We start from the raw sequence: 14,965 nt of genomic DNA, 5'->3' as shown, positions 1-14,965 counted from the left end.
CCGTCTGCGACGACGAAACGCCCTGTCCGAATGAGCAAAATTTAACTAGGCGTCGGTGAGATCAGAGTTGATGTTCGCGCAACCTTCGTAAGCGACTGAGGCTGTTTCGCCCCAGACTAAGCAAATCGGACTTTAAGAGTGAGCGAGCGACAGACGGCGATCCCGGCCCAGGTCATCTCCTGGCCGAAGCTTTTGGTCGGCGTCTTAGTAACGACGGTGCTGTCTCTCAGTGTGCACGTCGTCATGTTGCAGAATTTCCACGTTCCATATCCGGATAAACTGCAGCGGAGCGGCTGGCCCGCATACCCCGATTGGTTCTGCATCACGCTCGCCATTATTTATCTCTACAATTTCATGCGAGAACGCTTCGCAGGTATTTCAATCGTTGTGCGGTGCCTAGCCGTTTTCGTCCTGATATCGATGGTGCGAGAAACCCTATTTAGAGCGCCGATTATGGATCTCGCGGATACGGTCAGTATGACGATCTATCCCATAGTAAAGGTTCTGCCTAAACTGCTTTTGCTCGCCATTCTCGCTTGTTGCGCCGTTGCGTCCGCACCGTATTCAAAAAGCGCATGGCGGAAATGGACAATGGCGTTGATTCTGTCGGCCGTTGTTTTCTGGTTCTGCAAGCCGGTTATCGACACCATCTTTGGCCAAATATTGAAGTCTATCTCGTACCTGGACAGCCCAGTCAGCTATCAGCCGCCCTATGACTACCATATCGAGATACCAGCCTACCTGACCTTCCTGGAGCCGGTGATCGCGAGTTTTGTGGTTGGAATTCTCGCTTGGAGCCAGCTCTCCTCCCGCCCCGCGATGCGGGCGCTTCAGCTGACTCTATTGATCCTTTTATTGAAAGGGCCGGCCCTAGCGCCGATCACTTATGCCTTTTACTCGGGACTGGATCCTGTCACCTCCCTGCTCAGTGTCGGTCAATTCTCGCTCGAATCCTTAGCGCTAGGCGTCTTGACGACCGCGACCCTGACGCTTTGCATACGTCGACGCTATCCGGATGGATCCGGACCCCTGGCCGCGGATTCGGTGAGCTGACATCAGCGTCGAGCCCAACACCAGCCGCCGCAGCTAGGTGGCGCGAACCCATCGCCGCGCTGCTTCAAGGCAGTCGGTCGGCTTCGTGTTGAAAGCGATAGCCGCCTGTGGGGCATGGCGGTGGACAGCGTTCGTGACCTGCTCGAACAGGTCCAGCAGCTCAGAGGGTTTGCGAATGCCGCCGCCGATCACAACCACGTCCCAGCTTTTGGCCTGAATTTGCGGGACGAGCACGGCCTCCAGGTCGGCGTCGAGGGCGATCAGGCACATGTTGATATCGTATCCAGCTTCCAGGAATCCCCGCTCGGACTCGGCTATGGCGGCCTGAACTGTCGCGTTCTGTTCCGGCGTCACGCCCCTTTCGACGGGGTCCAGAGTAGAGGGGTCCACGCCTATAACGAGGATCTTCGGCTGGGAGACTGCGATCATCGTTGATGTTACTCCGCCCAGCGCTTCGCGTCAGCTTTCGAAGCGTCAACGCCAGGTGATCACAATGCCCGCCCCGGGGTCGACTCTCGCCAACCGCGGGCTTGCGTCAACCGGACGCCGCCCCGGCTCTGCGCGATTTGAAGAGTCCGCGCCGGGCAGCCGACCGATCCAAGCGTGTTGCACTTTCGGCTGGAACCGCAGATCTTCGCCGCGCGAGGCGGCGGTCGGTCCCGCGTCGAAGCGCCCTCAGCGGCTCAGCGTCCCCGGTATGAGCGCGTTGAACGCTCTTGGCGCAAAGACGACATTCACGGACCGTCCGAAGACTTGGGACTCGCCGTCCAAGACCGCCCGGATGGGTTCGTCCGCTTCCAGCACGATCGCGCGAGTCTTCGCTGTGGTGACGGCCGGGTCGCTGCGCCATCCTGAGACTAGACTATGGAAGGCCAGCCGGATGGCGCCGAGCGCGCCATCCGGCGTAATCGCCGCCACTTCGAGCGCCATTTCGTCGGCGGCGAGGGCCTGGGAGGTGAGGGGACAAAGGATTGAGACAGCTTGGGCTTCGCCGGAGGTCTCGCCGAACCGGTAGCGGAGGGAGCTTTGAAAGGTTTTGGCGAGCGCGTCGCTTCCCTTCGACAGGGCGTGCGCCAGATCGCCCTCCCGGACCGCTTCGCGCACGTCGGCCCACAGGGCCGGGTCTCCGACGATCGCGGCCACGAAGAACGGCTTGTCGCCCATGTGGCCGCCGCTGACCGATTGAGCGACCGGATCGGCCAAGGTCGCCTCCAAGGCGGCTTGCCAAGTGACGTCGCCATAGAGGGCCTTGGGCAACATGTTCATCGTTCCACCCGGCAGGGCGATCAGCAGCGGGCCTGAGGCCGCGCAGGCCTCCGCCGCGGAGCGGATGGTGCCGTCCCCGCCAAGCACGATCAGCAGATCGAGTTTATGCGCGCTGGCTTCATCCAGGGCGGCGGAGATCTGGTCGCCGCCGCCGCACCAAGCCTTTGACAGCTCTAACCCGTGGCGGAGCAGGATGGCCTCCATCTCGCGCTCAGCGCCGACCGGGCACCGCCCGCTCGACGTGTTCAGCAGGGCGCCGATCCGAAGGGCGGCTAGGTCCAGCGGCCTGCCTTGCTCAACCTCGCCGACCAGGCCGCTCACGCCGCCGTCTCCAGCGCGTAGCGCCGACAATGTTCGAGATAGCCTTGCTCGTGGCGTCCGGCGAGCGCCACCACGCTCGACCACAGCCAGTTTGGCGCGTCCATGTCGGCGGGCCGGCGCCGCTCCAACTCCTTCGCCCAGGCGCTGCGCGTGGCGTCGTCCATTTGCCGGGCGTGGGCGCGCCCCACCACATAGGCGAGGTAGCGCGCCGCGATCACCGCTTCCTTGCGGCTGAACTGGTCGATCTCAAGCTTGAGGTCTTGGGGCGCAAGTTCCCGCAGCACGACCGGACGCCCCAAGATATCGGCCGCCATCATGCGGTCGCCCAGGTTCGGCGACAGGGCCCGTGCGCCCGTGACGACGCGCGCGCCGTGGTGCGTGGGCATGCCCACGCGTGTTGCGGCCGGCGCCGCTGCGGCCACCGCCTCTTTCAGATCCACCATGGCGTACTGGTCTTTGCGGCCGCCGCCCTTCAGCGCGATCAAAGCCGCGAAGCGAAGCTTGCCGAGCGAACTGCACCCCTTCATCCAATAGGCCAGATCGACCAGCTCCAGCGCGCTTTCGTCAGCCCGAGCGTTCAGCGACAGCACCAGTCGGCGCACATCGTCTTGCTCGAACAGGACTGAGATCGCCTCCTGCTCTTTGACGGTGACGCTCCAGAACTTCTTTCCGCGCGGGATGCTTGGCGACACATCCTTGATCCGCTCTCGCGCCAGGTGCTTCCACTTTCGCCCAAACGCCTGGCGCTTGACGCTCTTCACCACGCCAGGTTCCGGCACCGCGTCCTCTTCGTTGGGGTCGCGCAGGGCCACGCTGTAACCGCGCACCATTTCCTCGACCATCCGGGCGGTGGTGACCCCCGGTAGGTCCGATCCGCGGGCCGCGGTCGCCAGCGACAACCCCAGGCGCACCAGATCGTGGGCGGGATTGCCGATCACCGTTTGATCGAGATCGCGGATCTGGACGTCTATACGCCCGTCAGCGTCCGCGAGAGGACCGAGATTGCCCACATGGCAATCGCCGCAGATCCAAATCGGCGGACCCGCCGGAAGCAGATCGGCGTCCGCCGTCGCCAGCCATTCGTAGAACTTGACGGTGTTGCCCCGAACATAGGCGTGCGCGGAGCGCGCCATCTTCAACGTGCGGCGCTGTTCAAGCACCTTGGCCCGCTTCGTGCGTTCAACATCCTTGGCTTCGTCCGACATCATCACCCCTCCGCCTAAGACGCACAGCGAGGCGAGCGTCCTCGCCGCGCGTACGGCGCTGTTCACAACGTTCACCGCATCGATCGGTCGCATGGGCCGCCATCAAGGCCGAAGATGTAGCCTGTCCGCCACATCCGGCCCGCAATTCAGTGAGGCGGGAATACCGAAACCGCGCCGGCGCCTATTGCGCAAAATATTGCGCCCTTGAGTCGGCGTTTACGTCTCTGCGCTTTAATGTCGTGAAATAGCGGTGATTATACAGCGTCCAGCAATGGTCTTATTCCAGCACAACCTTTCGCTCGTGGCGCTGGCCTTCGGCGTCTGTTTGGTCTCGGCCAGCACGGCGCTTCGGCTGATGATCTACGGCGCACGATCCAAGCGTCGATCCGGGCCGGCCCTTCTGATGCTGGGCGGCGCTTGTGGCGGCGCCGGCGCCTGGGCGGCCAACTTCATCGCGCTCCTGGCGTTTCAGCCGCAATATCCTGTCGGCTACGAAACCTGGGGCGTTTTGGTGTCGCTTTTGGCGCCGGTGATTAGCGGGGCGCTCGGCGTTTACGTCACCGCCCGCACGCCTAGGCCGTGGAACCTGCCGGTTTGGGGCGTCATTTTCATCTGCGGCCTCGGCGCCATGCAGCACTTAGGACTCAAGAGCTTGATCGTCCCTGGGAGCCTCGCCCCCAACCCCTTGGCGCTGGTCGCGTCTTGGCTGTGTGGCGGCGCGTTCGCGATGCTCAGTCTCCGGATCGCTTTCAAGGCGCGCACGCCAGCGACGTTCTTGCTGTCCTCCGGTACGATGACGATCGCCATCTGCAGCCTGCACTTCGTCGGCATGCAGGGCGTGGTGCTGATCCCCGACGCCCACGCCCACACGCCGGTCAATCTCGTCTCTCGTGGCGGCCTCGCCTTGGGCATCGCCGGGTTGACGGCCCTGCTTGTGGCCGCGGGCCTCGGGTTGGTGTGGCTACAGGCCTCCAGTCGCAAGCGATCTTTGAACCTGCTGCAAGCCGTCATCGAGGCCATGCCCCAGGGGCTGGCCTATTTCGATGGCGATGACCGGTTTGTCCTCGGCAACGAAATCTACCGTCGTGAACTGGCCAACATCGGGCTGACGCCGGAGATCGGTCGCCCTTATCGGCAAAACCTTGAGGCCCTTGCAGCAGGTCCGTGGGGACCTGACACGGCCGAGGGCCGACGGGTATGGGTGGAGGCGCGGCTGAAGGCCCGTCGAGCGGGCGATGCGGAGTTCGACCAAGAGATGGCGGACGGTCGGTTTTTTCGAGTGCAGAGCAGCCATACCGGCGGCGGTATTGTAACGGTCGTGTCCGACATCACTGACCTCAAGCGCCAGACGGAGAGCCTGCTTCTGGCGCGTGACCAATCCGACGAGGCCACCCGCGCCAAGAGCCGCTTTCTGGCGACGATGAGCCATGAGATCCGCACGCCTCTGAACGGCGTGCTCGGGATGGCCCAGGCCATGGCGCGCGACACCCTGTCCAAACGTCAGCGCGGCCGGCTCGATATCATCCACACATCGGGAGAGGCGCTTTTGGCGGTGCTCAACGATGTGCTCGATATCTCCAAGATCGAAGCCGGTAAGTTGGAGGTCGAAGCGATCGCCTTCGACCTCGACGAGGTCGTCGGCGCGGCCCGCGACGCCTTCGCTAGCGTCGCCGCCGAGAAGGGGTTGGATTTTACGCTGACGGTGGAGGCCGCCGCGCACGGGGCGTACGTGGGTGATCCGACGCGGATTCGACAGATTCTGCTGAACCTCCTCTCCAACGCCCTCAAGTTCGCTGAAACCGGGTCTGTGCGCGTCGAGGTCGCAGCGACCGCAGAAGACCAGCTCAGCTTCATCGTTCGCGACACGGGCATCGGCATGACGCCTGAGCACGCCGCGCACCTATTTGAGAAGTTCACTCAAGCGGACGCCTCCACCACCCGCAAATACGGCGGCTCCGGGTTGGGGCTTGCGATCTGCCACGAGCTGGCGACGCTCATGGGCGGTACGCTCGACGCCGAAAGCGCTCTGGACCAAGGCTCGACCTTCACCCTCCGCCTGCCGCTGCGCCGGGCGGAGGGGCCGGTCGAAGATCAAGCGACCGAAGCCGAGAACGAGCCGCATTACGAGCTCCGCGTGCTGGCGGCGGAGGATAACGCCGTCAATCAGATCGTTTTGAAGACGCTTTTGGCGCAGGTCGGGATCGAGCCGGTGATGGTCGATAACGGCGTTCAAGCGGTCGAGGCCTGGGCGCGGGCGGACTGGGACGTGATCCTAATGGACGTCCAGATGCCGCAGATGGACGGACCGACCGCCACGCGCGAGATTCGTGCCCGCGAGCTCATCCAAGGACGCGCGCGCACCCCCATCATCGCGCTTACCGCCAACGCCATGGCGCACCAAATCAGCGGATACCTTGATCTCGGGATGGACGGTTTTGTCGCCAAGCCCATTGAGACGGCGAAGCTGTTTCGAGCCATCGAAGAGGCTCTGATCGACCCCCGTCAACATGAACACACCTCGCTGGTCGCCGAGACGCCTGACCCGTCCGGCGTCTCGGCGCAGTCTCGACAACACGTCTCCCCGCTCACGGACCTGACCATGATCGCTGTCAGGTCGCCGTCCACCTCCACTTGCTGAAGAGCCAACCCCGGCCGCAGCAACGCTATTGGGCGTATCGAGCGCGCCATCTGCTGATTCCCTTGCTGACCAAGGGAGCGGCGCCTCGACTTCATCAAATGAGTCAGAGCCCCTCTTGGACGCTATAGGGGCCCCGGTTGGACGCCACTTTACACCAATGGGTCCAACAGACTTTGCATGCGAGAGCTGTCATCAAGCTAATGCGGCATCGGACTGGCCGGCGGAGTCGCTGTGGCCGCATGGTGGTTTTTCTTGTGTGCTGGCGCTTTGTGTCCGGTGTCACCGGTGGTGGGGCCGGGTTTCTCGGTCACGCCCACGGTTCCGCTGGTGCCTTTCGGGCCGCCGGTATTTTGAGTGGTGTCGCGATCGTCCGGATTGTTCTGGGCTGTGGCTGACCCTTGGACGAGCAGGGTCGTTAGGGCAACTGTCGCAGCGATCAGGATCAGTTTCATGGGGGCCTTCGGCGTTCCGTTTGCCTTCCACCAACTTCAGGCGGGGACCAACCGTTCCGGAGCCATCGAGCATTAGGTCGAAATGATGATCGCAAACCGCGTCGAGGTATGGCGTCTCCCCTTCCTCTTGGGTGCGTTGTGGCGCTCCCGAAAATCGCCTTCCGTGTGACTTGGACCGGCCGGAAAGTCTGACAGCCGGATCGCCGATCCTAAGTCGGCTTCACGCCGTCAGCGACGAGTTCGCTCGTCGCCCAAAGGATTGCCGCGGCGGCGTCATCCTGGCCGGCGGGGCTGGGGCTGACGGGTTTGCGCTTATAGAAATAGAGGCCGGAGTTGGCGTGCTACCAGCAGGGCCGGCTGGTCCTGCGACGGCTCTCCGACTCGGAGAGCCAAGGCGTGTTCCGGTCGAGCGAAGGCGACTGAACCATGCGGGAGGGATCAACGCGCCGATCCAGGGGCGCTCTATGGTCTCAGAAGGCGTTGATGCCGTCGCGTGGCGGGGTCGCGCCCCCGTTCCAGCGAACGCCGCTTGAACGCTGAAGCGGGGACCGGCCTATGCGCTGGGCCTAAAGGAGATGTGGACTAGGACTCTGGTTCTGGGCGCCCGATCCAGAATAGCCATCCGTGGATTTGGCTTTTTTGCCCGGCTTTTCGCTAATGGCCGCCCGGCTCGGGTGCGCAAGATAAGTCGGACCCGGCTTGGGCTTGGGTGTGTTGGCATGCGTCTGCGCGATGGCCGCGCCGCTGAAAAGCAATACGGCCGTCCCGAAGAGGGCGGGGAGGGTCTTGGTCATCGCTTTGCCTTTCCTATAGCAAATTACGTCCTGGCCGGCGGTTCTGCGGCCCCGATCTATCGCGCTCAGCGCGAGCCGCCCGATGCGAACAGAACCTCGCCGGTGACCCACTTGGCCGCATCGGAGGCCAGGAAGAGGACCGGTCCCACAAGGTCTTCCGGCTGTCCGAGACGGCCCAGCGGCGTCGTCGCCACCAAATGCTTGACCATGTCGCCGTCGAGAACGCCGATGGCGTGCGCGCCTTCGGTTTCTGTTGCGCCGGGGCAGACGACATTGACGCGGATTCCGCGCGGACCCAGCTCGTTGGCGAGGACGCGCGATAAGGCGACCAGGGCCGCCTTCGAAGAGGTGTAGGTGGAGCTCATCGGTCCCGCGTTTGAGACGCCGGCGGTGGCGATGTTGACGATCACGCCGCCCGTCGTTCCAAACTGCTTGACCGCTTCCTGCATCGTCAGGACCGGCCCAAGCACATTGGTGTCGTAGATGCGACGAAACTCGGCTTCCGTAACGACCTCGAAGGGCTCGAAGCGATAAAGACCGGCGTTGTTGATCAAGATATCAGGCCGACCGAACACCTGAGCGGTCGTCTCGAACAGTTGCTGGACATCCGCCGGTTTTGAGACGTCCGCACCGAAGGTCGTCGCTTCGCCGCCAGCGTCCGCGATCGCGGATGCGACCCGCTCCGCCCCGGCGCGATCCGCCAGGTAGTTCACGACGACTTTCGCCCCAGCCAGCCCCAGCCCTTTGGCTATCGCAGCGCCGATGCCTTTGGAGGCGCCGGTGACGATCGCGACCTTGCCGGTGAGTTGAGCCATTTCGCACGCCTTTTGATTGCCTGTCTGCGCAGTGGTATCAGACAGAAACCTAGTGTAAATTAGGCACTTTATTGGCACTTAGTGTCTTCGAGGTGACCCCGTTGGCCAGTCTTGACGTGAGAAAGATCCGAGGCGACCGCATACTGCTCGACCTTCTGTCAGATAAATGGACGATGTCCGTGCTCGGGTCCCTGTGCGATCACGAGTATCGGCGAAGATTCAACGCGATCCGTCGGGACGTTCCGGATATTTCCCAGAAGAGCCTTGTTCAGTGTCTTCGCCGGCTTGAGCAAAATGGGTTGATCGCTCGACGTGTGCTGACAACCCGTCCTCTCGGGGTGGAATACGTCTTTACGGAATTGGGCATGACGCTAGAGCATCCCGTTGCGGCGCTGTTCGATTGGACTCTCAGGTATGGCGACGCCGTCTTGGCGGCCCGGGGGGAAGCGGAGGCCGCTCCATCCGACGCCGTCATCCCCGAGCTCGACGGATGAGGTCCACGCTGCCGGAGGGGGCGGCTGTAAGCGGCCTCCCATCACCGGCGCATCTGTCTCCTCACCCGCCGGAGAACGCCAGCACCGCCTCTCTGATTTTGGCCTGAGCGAAGTTTCCGACTTGAGCCAGCTCAACGTGGGGCAGATTGGGCATTTCATCGGCCGCCACAACCGCATCCACGATGACAGGACCGTCGCAGGCCAGCGCCTGGGCGATGACGGCCCGCAGCTGATCGGGGCGATCGACCTTGAAGCCGCGACCGCCGCAGGCTTCGGCCAAGGCGGCGAAGTCGGGGTTGGGAAACTGAATGCCCTTCTCGTACGGCGGCAGGCCGATGGATTCGGCCTCCAGGTGGATCAGGCCGAAAGCGGAGTTGTTGTAGACGACGACCTTGATCGGCAGCTTGTGGTGCACGGCGGTCATGAACTCGCACATCAGCATGTTGAAGCCGCCGTCGCCGCAAAGGGCGATGACCTGCCGCTTGCGGTCGTGGACCTGGATGCCATTGGCCTGGCCCAGCGCCGTCCCCACGGCGGCGTTGTTGAACGAGCCGATGATCCGCTGCGATCCACTCTGGCGGATCCAGTTGGCGGACCAAAGCGTGTTCAGCCCGGTGTCGAACACGAAGACGGCGTCGTTCGCGGCGAGGTCTCCCACCGTCCGCGCGACCGCCTGCGGATGGATGCGATCCCGGCTGCGCGCGGGATCGGACTGCTTGTCCAGCATTGCATCCCACTTGTGGCGCGCCCGGGCGGTCGCGTCGAAGAAGCCGGCGTCGGCTTTGCTGGCGACGCGGTCTAGGAGCAACCTGAGGGTCGGCAGCACCGACCCCACCGCGGCGAAGGCCGTCGGCGCGCGTCGCCCCAGCGCCTCGGCGCGCTCGTCGATCTGCACCACCACAGGCTTGGTCGGCAGGAAGTTCGAATACGGATAGTCACTGCCCAGCATCAGCAGCAGGTCGCAGGCCATGACCGCGTCGTACACCGCCTTGGTGCCGATCATGCCAATGCCGCCCATCCAGCGCGGGTCGTCATAGGCCATAATGTCCTTGCCCTTGACGGAATGGATCAGCGGCGCTCTCAAGCGGTCGGACAGCGTCCGCAGCTCATCGGCTGCCCCGTGGCAACCGGCGCCGCACAGGATCACCACCTTCGTCGCCTGATTGATTAGGCGGGCGATCTCGGCGATGTCGTTCTCAGTCGCCGCGATCTGCCCGCGCGGCTTCAGGGTCGCGATGCTCGCCACCTCGGCATGGCCACGGCTGCTCAGCACGTCCTGCGGCAGCGTCAGGTGCGCGACGCCGCGGCCGGCGTAAGCCGCCGCGATCGCCTGATGGATCAGCGCCGGCGCCTGCCCCGCGGACAACAGGGTCTCGGTGTAGAGCGCCACGTCGCGGAACAGAATGTCGGGCTTGGTCGTCTGAATATAGTCTGTGCCCTGGAACTGTAGCGGCATGTCGCCCGAAAGCGCCAAGACCGGCGCATGATCGCGGCTCGCCTCGTAGAGGCCGGCGACCAGGTGGGTGCTGCCTGGTCCGGTGGTGCCGGCGCAAACGGTCAGCCGTCCAGTGAGCTTGGCTTGGCCCGCGGCCGCGAGCGCGGCCCCTTCCTCATGACGCACGCCGATCCACTCGATCGAGCTGCGCCGGACCGAATCGGCGAGCGGATTGAGAGAGTCGCCGATCAGGGCGAAGATCTGTTGGACGCCGACTTGTTCGAGCGTGCCGACGATCATGTCTGCGACAGTTTCAGACATCGTTGTTTCCTGTGGCGGTCATGGGGGGGGGACGCTCCGTTAGACGAACGTATTGCGCAGTGTCCCGAGGCCCGCGATCGTCACCACGACCTCGTCGCCAGGCCGGAGGAACTGTGGTGGGTCGAGGCCTAGTCCGACACCCGCCGGGGTGCCGGTGGCGATCACGTCGCCCGGCCGCAGCATCATGCCCGCCGATAAGGTCTCGATGAGGCTTGGGATGTCGAAGATCAGGTCCCGCGTGTTCGCGTTCTGGCGGAGCTCACCGTTGACCCAGGTCTGAAGCAGCAGGTCGACGGCCACAACCTCATCCGCGGTCGTGATCCACGGCCCCATGGGACAGAAGGTGTCGAGCGCCTTGCCGAGGAACCACTGGCGATGTCGCTTCTGACGGTCGCGCGCCGTCACGTCGTTGACGATGGTGTAGCCCCAGACGTGGGCCATGGCGTCGCTGCGAGCGATGTCGATCCCGGGTCGCCCGATCACGACGGCCAATTCACCCTCGTAATCGACCTCCGAGGTCACTGACGGATGGGTTTGGACGGCCGCGCCGGTGCCGACCACGCAGCTCGCGGGCTTGGTGAAGACCGCCGGGTAGTCGTTGTTATCTCCGTCCTTGGCGGGGCCGTCGTAGCCGCTTCGGGAGAACTCCTGAGCGTGGTCCCGGTAGTTCTTTCCGACGCAGAAGATGTTTCGCCGGGGCCGCGGAATCGGGGCGACCAAGCGTACGCCATCGAGGGCGACGCCGACGCCGCGCGCCTGCAGCGAAGGGCCGAGCTCGTCGTACCGGGTGATCAGATCCACCATGTCGGCTGCGGCGATCGGATGTACGGTGTGGTCGTCTTCGATCCAGCCGACTTGCTCGCGCCCGTCATCGTCGAAGGTGGCGAATTTCATGATCGACCCTTTCCTGGAGAGTTCGAGCTCAGGCGAACAGAAGCCGGCGATCGACGCCGAAGAGGGCCCTTAGACGCGGTGGAGTTCCAGGCGCCGAGCCGCGATCGCCGCCACGCCGTCATTTGGGCCCATACTGCATCTCGCCGTTGCCGAACGACCAATCCTCGCGGTTGGCCTCGACCAGATTGATCCAGATGTCCTGCTTCCGCACGCCTTGCTTGGCGTGAATCTCGTCGGCGATGTATTGGAAGAATTGCTTCTTGACGTCGGTTGAACGGCCAGCCACCCACGTGATCTGGATAATAATCAGGTCGGGCGTGTAGTCGATCCCCAGGTAACCCTCCTCGGGGTAGATGATCTCGTCCGGCTCGTGGCGGGTGATCATCTGGAATTTGTCCGATGGCGGCACTCCGCCAACGGCGACCATGGCGTTGTACACAGCTGCACTGACATCGCGCACGCGGTCACGCGATGCAGTCTTGCTGATATCAATTCTGGCTAGCGGCATGACGGGGGCTCCCGTGGTTTAACCTGCCTAACCTAGGCTCGACAGCCGGCCGCGTAAAACGCATAATACTGGATATTAGTATGAGGCGTGAGCATCATGATCGACAACCTCAGGGCCCTGGCCGCCGTCGTCGACAGCAAATCGGTGACCAAGGCGGCCTCGAGGCTGCACCTGACCCAGTCCGCAATCTCGCGCCGCATTCAACAGCTGGAGGAGGCGCTGGGCGGGGCGCTCCTGGACCGAACGCAGCGGCCGCCGAGCGCCACGGCTTTGGGACGGCGGGTCTATGAGCAGTCGCTGCCGATCCTGCGCGGGGTCGACGAATTGCTGACGCTCACCCACCAACACGCGGAGCCGACCGGGATGCTGCGGTTCGGCATCTCGCAAGCGATTGGTGACGCCATCCTGGTCGATGCGGTGGAGGAGTTTTCCGGGCACTTCCCGGCGCTCGACCTGCGGGTCCGCGCCGGTTGGGGAGCCGGACTCGCGGCCCTAGTGGCCTCCGGCGAGATGGACGCCGCGATCATCATGCTGCCGAGCGGCGACCGGCCGGCTGCGCCCTTGATGGGATGGACCATCGCCACAGTGGATGTCGTCATCGTTCAGAGCCGGCGCCGACCGCGGGTGGGCGAGGCCGTCAGCTTGGCTGACTTGACCGGGCAAAATTGGATCTTGAACCCGGTCGGGTGCGGTTATCGAGCCGGTCTCGAGCGAGCGATGGGCGAGCGGGGGGGCCTGCGCGTCGCCATCGACACCTATGGAACGGAGATTCAGCTTCGGATGATCGCGTCCGGCTTAGGGTTAGGGATGGCGCCGCGAAGCGTTCTGCGGGCCAGCGCCAACCGCGACGAAATCTCGGTGGTCGACGCGTCCGGGTTCGCGATGCAGCTCGACCTTTGGGTGGTGCATTTGCGCGACCTCGGCAATCTCAAGCGCCCGATCGAGATGATGGCGACGATGGTGGCGGACGGCTTCGCGCGCTACGCGGCCCCATAGCCCGGATCGCCGGAGCAAGGCGCCGCCAGGGCGAAGGCTTATTAGGCGGCGTCGGGAGGACGCACGGCGGCCTTGCGCATGACGATCTCGGTGCGTCCCAGCACGCGCATTTCCTCCGGGGCAGGCGCGTCGACAAAGCCCATCCGCCGATAGAGACTCAGCGCCACCTCCAGGCGGTTGAAGGATTGCAGGTAGAGCCAGGGACCGCCGCGCGCTTCGGCGAACCGTAGGCTCGCCACGACGAGCGCCCGTCCCGCGCCATGCCCCCGCGCGCGCTCCGTCACCACAAGTTTGCAAAACTCAAAGCCGGCCGCGCCCAGTCCCTTCACCGCAACGGCGCCGACGACGACGTCGTCCACTCTGGCCAGCAACGCACAGCCCCCGCTTTCGCCATAAAAGGTCTGAGGATCCGCCATCGCTCGCAGATCCTCAGGTTCAGGCGCGACGCCGACGGTTGATTTCAGCCAAGGGATCCAGAGCGCGCCAAACGCCGCGGTCTGATCCGGTCCGACGGGGTCGATCTGGAGCGCCATCGTTTGACCTCGTTCCCCCAATCCGGGACCGGCACCCTGCGTCGCCGGTCGGACTAGGCGGCGACGAGCAAGACGTCGATGGCGTGGACGAACGCGGCCAAATCGATGGGCGCACGGGCGGTGACGATCTTGCCGTCGGTGACCGCTGGTTCGTCGACAAATGTCGCGCCGGCGTTCTCCAGATCCGGCTTGATCGTCCACCAAGCCGCGGCGCGCTTTCCACGGAGGAGCCCGGCATCGGAAAGCACCCAGGGACCGTGGCAGATTGCGGTGACGATCTTGCCTGCAGCCGCAGCCTCCTGAACGAAGGCGATCACCTTGGCGTCGTTGCGGAGCGTATCCGGATTCCAGACGCCCCCTGGGATGACCACGACATCGTAATCCGTCGCGGAGGCACCCTCCAGATCTCGATCGAATTTGATCCAGCCGCCGGGCGCGATGAAAGTTATCGTGAAGATGTGGGTCGCACGCATGGCCGGGACCTGGAGGCCAAGATACTCCGGGTAACTGGGCATCTTGGGTGCGATCAAGTCCACTTGCGCACCCCGCGACCGGAAGTAGTGCAGCACAGTGGTCAACTCGATCTCCTCGACCCCGTCCGTGGCGACGACGGCGATCTTTCGGCCGGCATGTAAGGTCGGGTCGTCGGGCGCCAACACCCAAATATCGCGGATCGCGCCGTTTTCCGGCGCGTCGAGCATTTGAGCGTTAGACAAGCCGGGCAGCGCAGGCGACGCCGCAACGTTCAGAAGCGCCTTCAAAGGTGAGGTGGTTTTTTGCGAGCTCAAGTGCATCTCCTGGGGTAACGATGATCACCGACGGCGGCTGCGCCCGCCGAACGGCAGTGCGGCTCGCAGCCTTAGGCTCGCGCCGCCGCCTTTTGATTTAGCCAATAGTGCGGCTGGCCGACGAGCGACCTCAGCCGGCCTTGGAGCATATGCGGTTGCAGCGCCAAGTATTGTTGACGTCTAGGAAAACACTACGCCGCCTTTGGAATCGCGACAAACGTATAGTTCTCATGCATAGCATGAGCGATGAGCGTTCCTACGGGGTCGACGCCGAGGCGTTCCCGCGACCCCGTCGATGCATTCGAGATTGAGGCGCGCTCGAGGTCGCCGATCGCGATCAGCGCTTAGCCGCCGGTCGGGCACCGCCCGGAAGCTCATGGTCCATGCGCATTGAGAGCGCATACCCAACCGCTCGGCTGCGCTCACGGGCGCGATGGGTCATTTTGGGGATG

The 14,965-nt window shown here is 63.9% G+C and carries 15 protein-coding genes; 4 read left to right on the top strand and 11 right to left on the bottom strand.

Annotated elements, in window-relative coordinates:
- Nucleotides 1-138 precede the first annotated feature (138 nt).
- Entirely contained in the window at nucleotides 139-1,053 is a 915-nt protein-coding gene (locus GSQ87_RS12810) for a hypothetical protein (protein ID WP_158915812.1), read from the top strand.
- 33 nt (nucleotides 1,054-1,086) lie between these two features.
- Here GSQ87_RS12810 and GSQ87_RS12805 read toward each other — a convergent pair whose 3' ends face one another.
- The 3 genes from GSQ87_RS12805 to GSQ87_RS12795 form a co-directional block, all read right to left on the bottom strand.
- A complete protein-coding gene (locus GSQ87_RS12805) occupies nucleotides 1,087-1,482 on the bottom strand; it encodes a hypothetical protein (RefSeq protein WP_158915811.1) in 396 nt (131 codons plus the stop codon).
- 246 nt (nucleotides 1,483-1,728) lie between these two features.
- A complete protein-coding gene (locus GSQ87_RS12800) occupies nucleotides 1,729-2,640 on the bottom strand; it encodes a diacylglycerol kinase family protein (protein ID WP_158915810.1) in 912 nt (303 codons plus the stop codon).
- On the bottom strand, nucleotides 2,637-3,938 hold the full coding sequence (locus tag GSQ87_RS12795; protein WP_216839275.1) for a DUF2252 family protein: 1,302 nt from the start codon (nucleotides 3,936-3,938) through the stop codon (nucleotides 2,637-2,639). The genes GSQ87_RS12800 and GSQ87_RS12795 overlap by 4 nt, the downstream gene beginning before the upstream one ends.
- Nucleotides 3,939-4,248: 310 nt before the next feature.
- Here GSQ87_RS12795 and GSQ87_RS12790 point away from each other — a divergent pair, with 310 nt between their 5' ends.
- Nucleotides 4,249-6,483, top strand: coding sequence for an ATP-binding protein (locus GSQ87_RS12790; RefSeq protein WP_158915809.1), 2,235 nt, complete (start codon nucleotides 4,249-4,251; stop codon nucleotides 6,481-6,483).
- Nucleotides 6,484-6,680: 197 nt separating this feature from the next.
- Here GSQ87_RS12790 and GSQ87_RS12785 read toward each other — a convergent pair whose 3' ends face one another.
- The 3 genes from GSQ87_RS12785 to GSQ87_RS12775 form a co-directional block, all read right to left on the bottom strand.
- A complete protein-coding gene (locus GSQ87_RS12785; RefSeq protein ID WP_158915808.1) occupies nucleotides 6,681-6,935 on the bottom strand; it encodes a hypothetical protein in 255 nt (84 codons plus the stop codon).
- A 566-nt stretch (nucleotides 6,936-7,501) separates the two neighbouring features.
- Nucleotides 7,502-7,729: a hypothetical protein gene (locus tag GSQ87_RS12780; RefSeq protein ID WP_158915807.1), complete on the bottom strand. Its 228-nt coding sequence runs from the start codon at nucleotides 7,727-7,729 to the stop codon at nucleotides 7,502-7,504.
- A 65-nt stretch (nucleotides 7,730-7,794) separates the two neighbouring features.
- Nucleotides 7,795-8,544, bottom strand: coding sequence for an SDR family NAD(P)-dependent oxidoreductase (locus GSQ87_RS12775; protein ID WP_158915806.1), 750 nt, complete (start codon nucleotides 8,542-8,544; stop codon nucleotides 7,795-7,797).
- A 92-nt stretch (nucleotides 8,545-8,636) separates the two neighbouring features.
- Between GSQ87_RS12775 and GSQ87_RS23115 the strand changes: the two genes are divergently transcribed.
- Nucleotides 8,637-9,038, top strand: a complete 402-nt coding sequence (locus GSQ87_RS23115) for a winged helix-turn-helix transcriptional regulator (RefSeq protein ID WP_371416668.1) — start codon at nucleotides 8,637-8,639, stop codon at nucleotides 9,036-9,038.
- Nucleotides 9,039-9,099: 61 nt separating this feature from the next.
- Here the strand turns inward: GSQ87_RS23115 and GSQ87_RS12765 are convergent, their stop codons facing one another.
- The 3 genes from GSQ87_RS12765 to GSQ87_RS12755 all read right to left on the bottom strand — a co-directional run bounded on the left by GSQ87_RS12765 (nucleotide 9,100) and on the right by GSQ87_RS12755 (nucleotide 12,196).
- Nucleotides 9,100-10,773 (bottom strand): thiamine pyrophosphate-dependent enzyme, encoded by a 1,674-nt coding sequence (locus tag GSQ87_RS12765; RefSeq protein WP_216839271.1) that lies wholly within the window; start codon nucleotides 10,771-10,773, stop codon nucleotides 9,100-9,102.
- A gap of 60 nt (nucleotides 10,774-10,833) precedes the next feature.
- Nucleotides 10,834-11,688, bottom strand: coding sequence for a fumarylacetoacetate hydrolase family protein (locus tag GSQ87_RS12760; RefSeq protein ID WP_158915804.1), 855 nt, complete (start codon nucleotides 11,686-11,688; stop codon nucleotides 10,834-10,836).
- A 118-nt stretch (nucleotides 11,689-11,806) separates the two neighbouring features.
- On the bottom strand, nucleotides 11,807-12,196 hold the full coding sequence (locus tag GSQ87_RS12755; RefSeq protein WP_158915803.1) for a tautomerase family protein: 390 nt from the start codon (nucleotides 12,194-12,196) through the stop codon (nucleotides 11,807-11,809).
- Nucleotides 12,197-12,292: 96 nt separating this feature from the next.
- Between GSQ87_RS12755 and GSQ87_RS12750 the strand changes: the two genes are divergently transcribed.
- On the top strand, nucleotides 12,293-13,192 hold the full coding sequence (locus GSQ87_RS12750; protein ID WP_158915802.1) for a LysR family transcriptional regulator: 900 nt from the start codon (nucleotides 12,293-12,295) through the stop codon (nucleotides 13,190-13,192).
- Between the two features lie 41 nt (nucleotides 13,193-13,233).
- Here GSQ87_RS12750 and GSQ87_RS12745 read toward each other — a convergent pair whose 3' ends face one another.
- Nucleotides 13,234-13,725, bottom strand: coding sequence for an N-acetyltransferase (locus GSQ87_RS12745; protein WP_158915801.1), 492 nt, complete (start codon nucleotides 13,723-13,725; stop codon nucleotides 13,234-13,236).
- Between the two features lie 53 nt (nucleotides 13,726-13,778).
- A complete protein-coding gene (locus GSQ87_RS12740; RefSeq protein WP_158915800.1) occupies nucleotides 13,779-14,513 on the bottom strand; it encodes a type 1 glutamine amidotransferase domain-containing protein in 735 nt (244 codons plus the stop codon).
- Nucleotides 14,514-14,965: the final 452 nt, after the last annotated feature.

Source organism: Caulobacter sp. S45, assembly GCF_009765965.1.
GTDB lineage: Bacteria > Pseudomonadota > Alphaproteobacteria > Caulobacterales > Caulobacteraceae > CAHJWH01.
This window is presented reverse-complemented; position numbering and strand designations above follow the sequence as displayed.

Excerpts from the sequence above, each read along its gene's own strand:
- GSQ87_RS12760 (WP_158915804.1), bottom strand. The coding sequence starts at position 11,688 with ATGAAATTCGCCACCTTCGACGATGACGGGCGCGAGCAAGTCGGCTGG.
- GSQ87_RS12755 (WP_158915803.1), bottom strand. The coding sequence starts at position 12,196 with ATGCCGCTAGCCAGAATTGATATCAGCAAGACTGCATCGCGTGACCGC.
- GSQ87_RS12750 (WP_158915802.1), top strand. The coding sequence starts at position 12,293 with ATGATCGACAACCTCAGGGCCCTGGCCGCCGTCGTCGACAGCAAATCG.
- GSQ87_RS12780 (WP_158915807.1), bottom strand. The coding sequence starts at position 7,729 with ATGACCAAGACCCTCCCCGCCCTCTTCGGGACGGCCGTATTGCTTTTC.
- GSQ87_RS12805 (WP_158915811.1), bottom strand. The coding sequence starts at position 1,482 with ATGATCGCAGTCTCCCAGCCGAAGATCCTCGTTATAGGCGTGGACCCC.
- GSQ87_RS12765 (WP_216839271.1), bottom strand. The coding sequence starts at position 10,773 with ATGATCGTCGGCACGCTCGAACAAGTCGGCGTCCAACAGATCTTCGCC.
- GSQ87_RS12775 (WP_158915806.1), bottom strand. The coding sequence starts at position 8,544 with ATGGCTCAACTCACCGGCAAGGTCGCGATCGTCACCGGCGCCTCCAAA.
- GSQ87_RS12790 (WP_158915809.1), top strand. The coding sequence starts at position 4,249 with ATGCTGGGCGGCGCTTGTGGCGGCGCCGGCGCCTGGGCGGCCAACTTC.
- GSQ87_RS12785 (WP_158915808.1), bottom strand. The coding sequence starts at position 6,935 with ATGAAACTGATCCTGATCGCTGCGACAGTTGCCCTAACGACCCTGCTC.
- GSQ87_RS12745 (WP_158915801.1), bottom strand. The coding sequence starts at position 13,725 with ATGGCGCTCCAGATCGACCCCGTCGGACCGGATCAGACCGCGGCGTTT.
- GSQ87_RS12795 (WP_216839275.1), bottom strand. The coding sequence starts at position 3,938 with ATGCGACCGATCGATGCGGTGAACGTTGTGAACAGCGCCGTACGCGCG.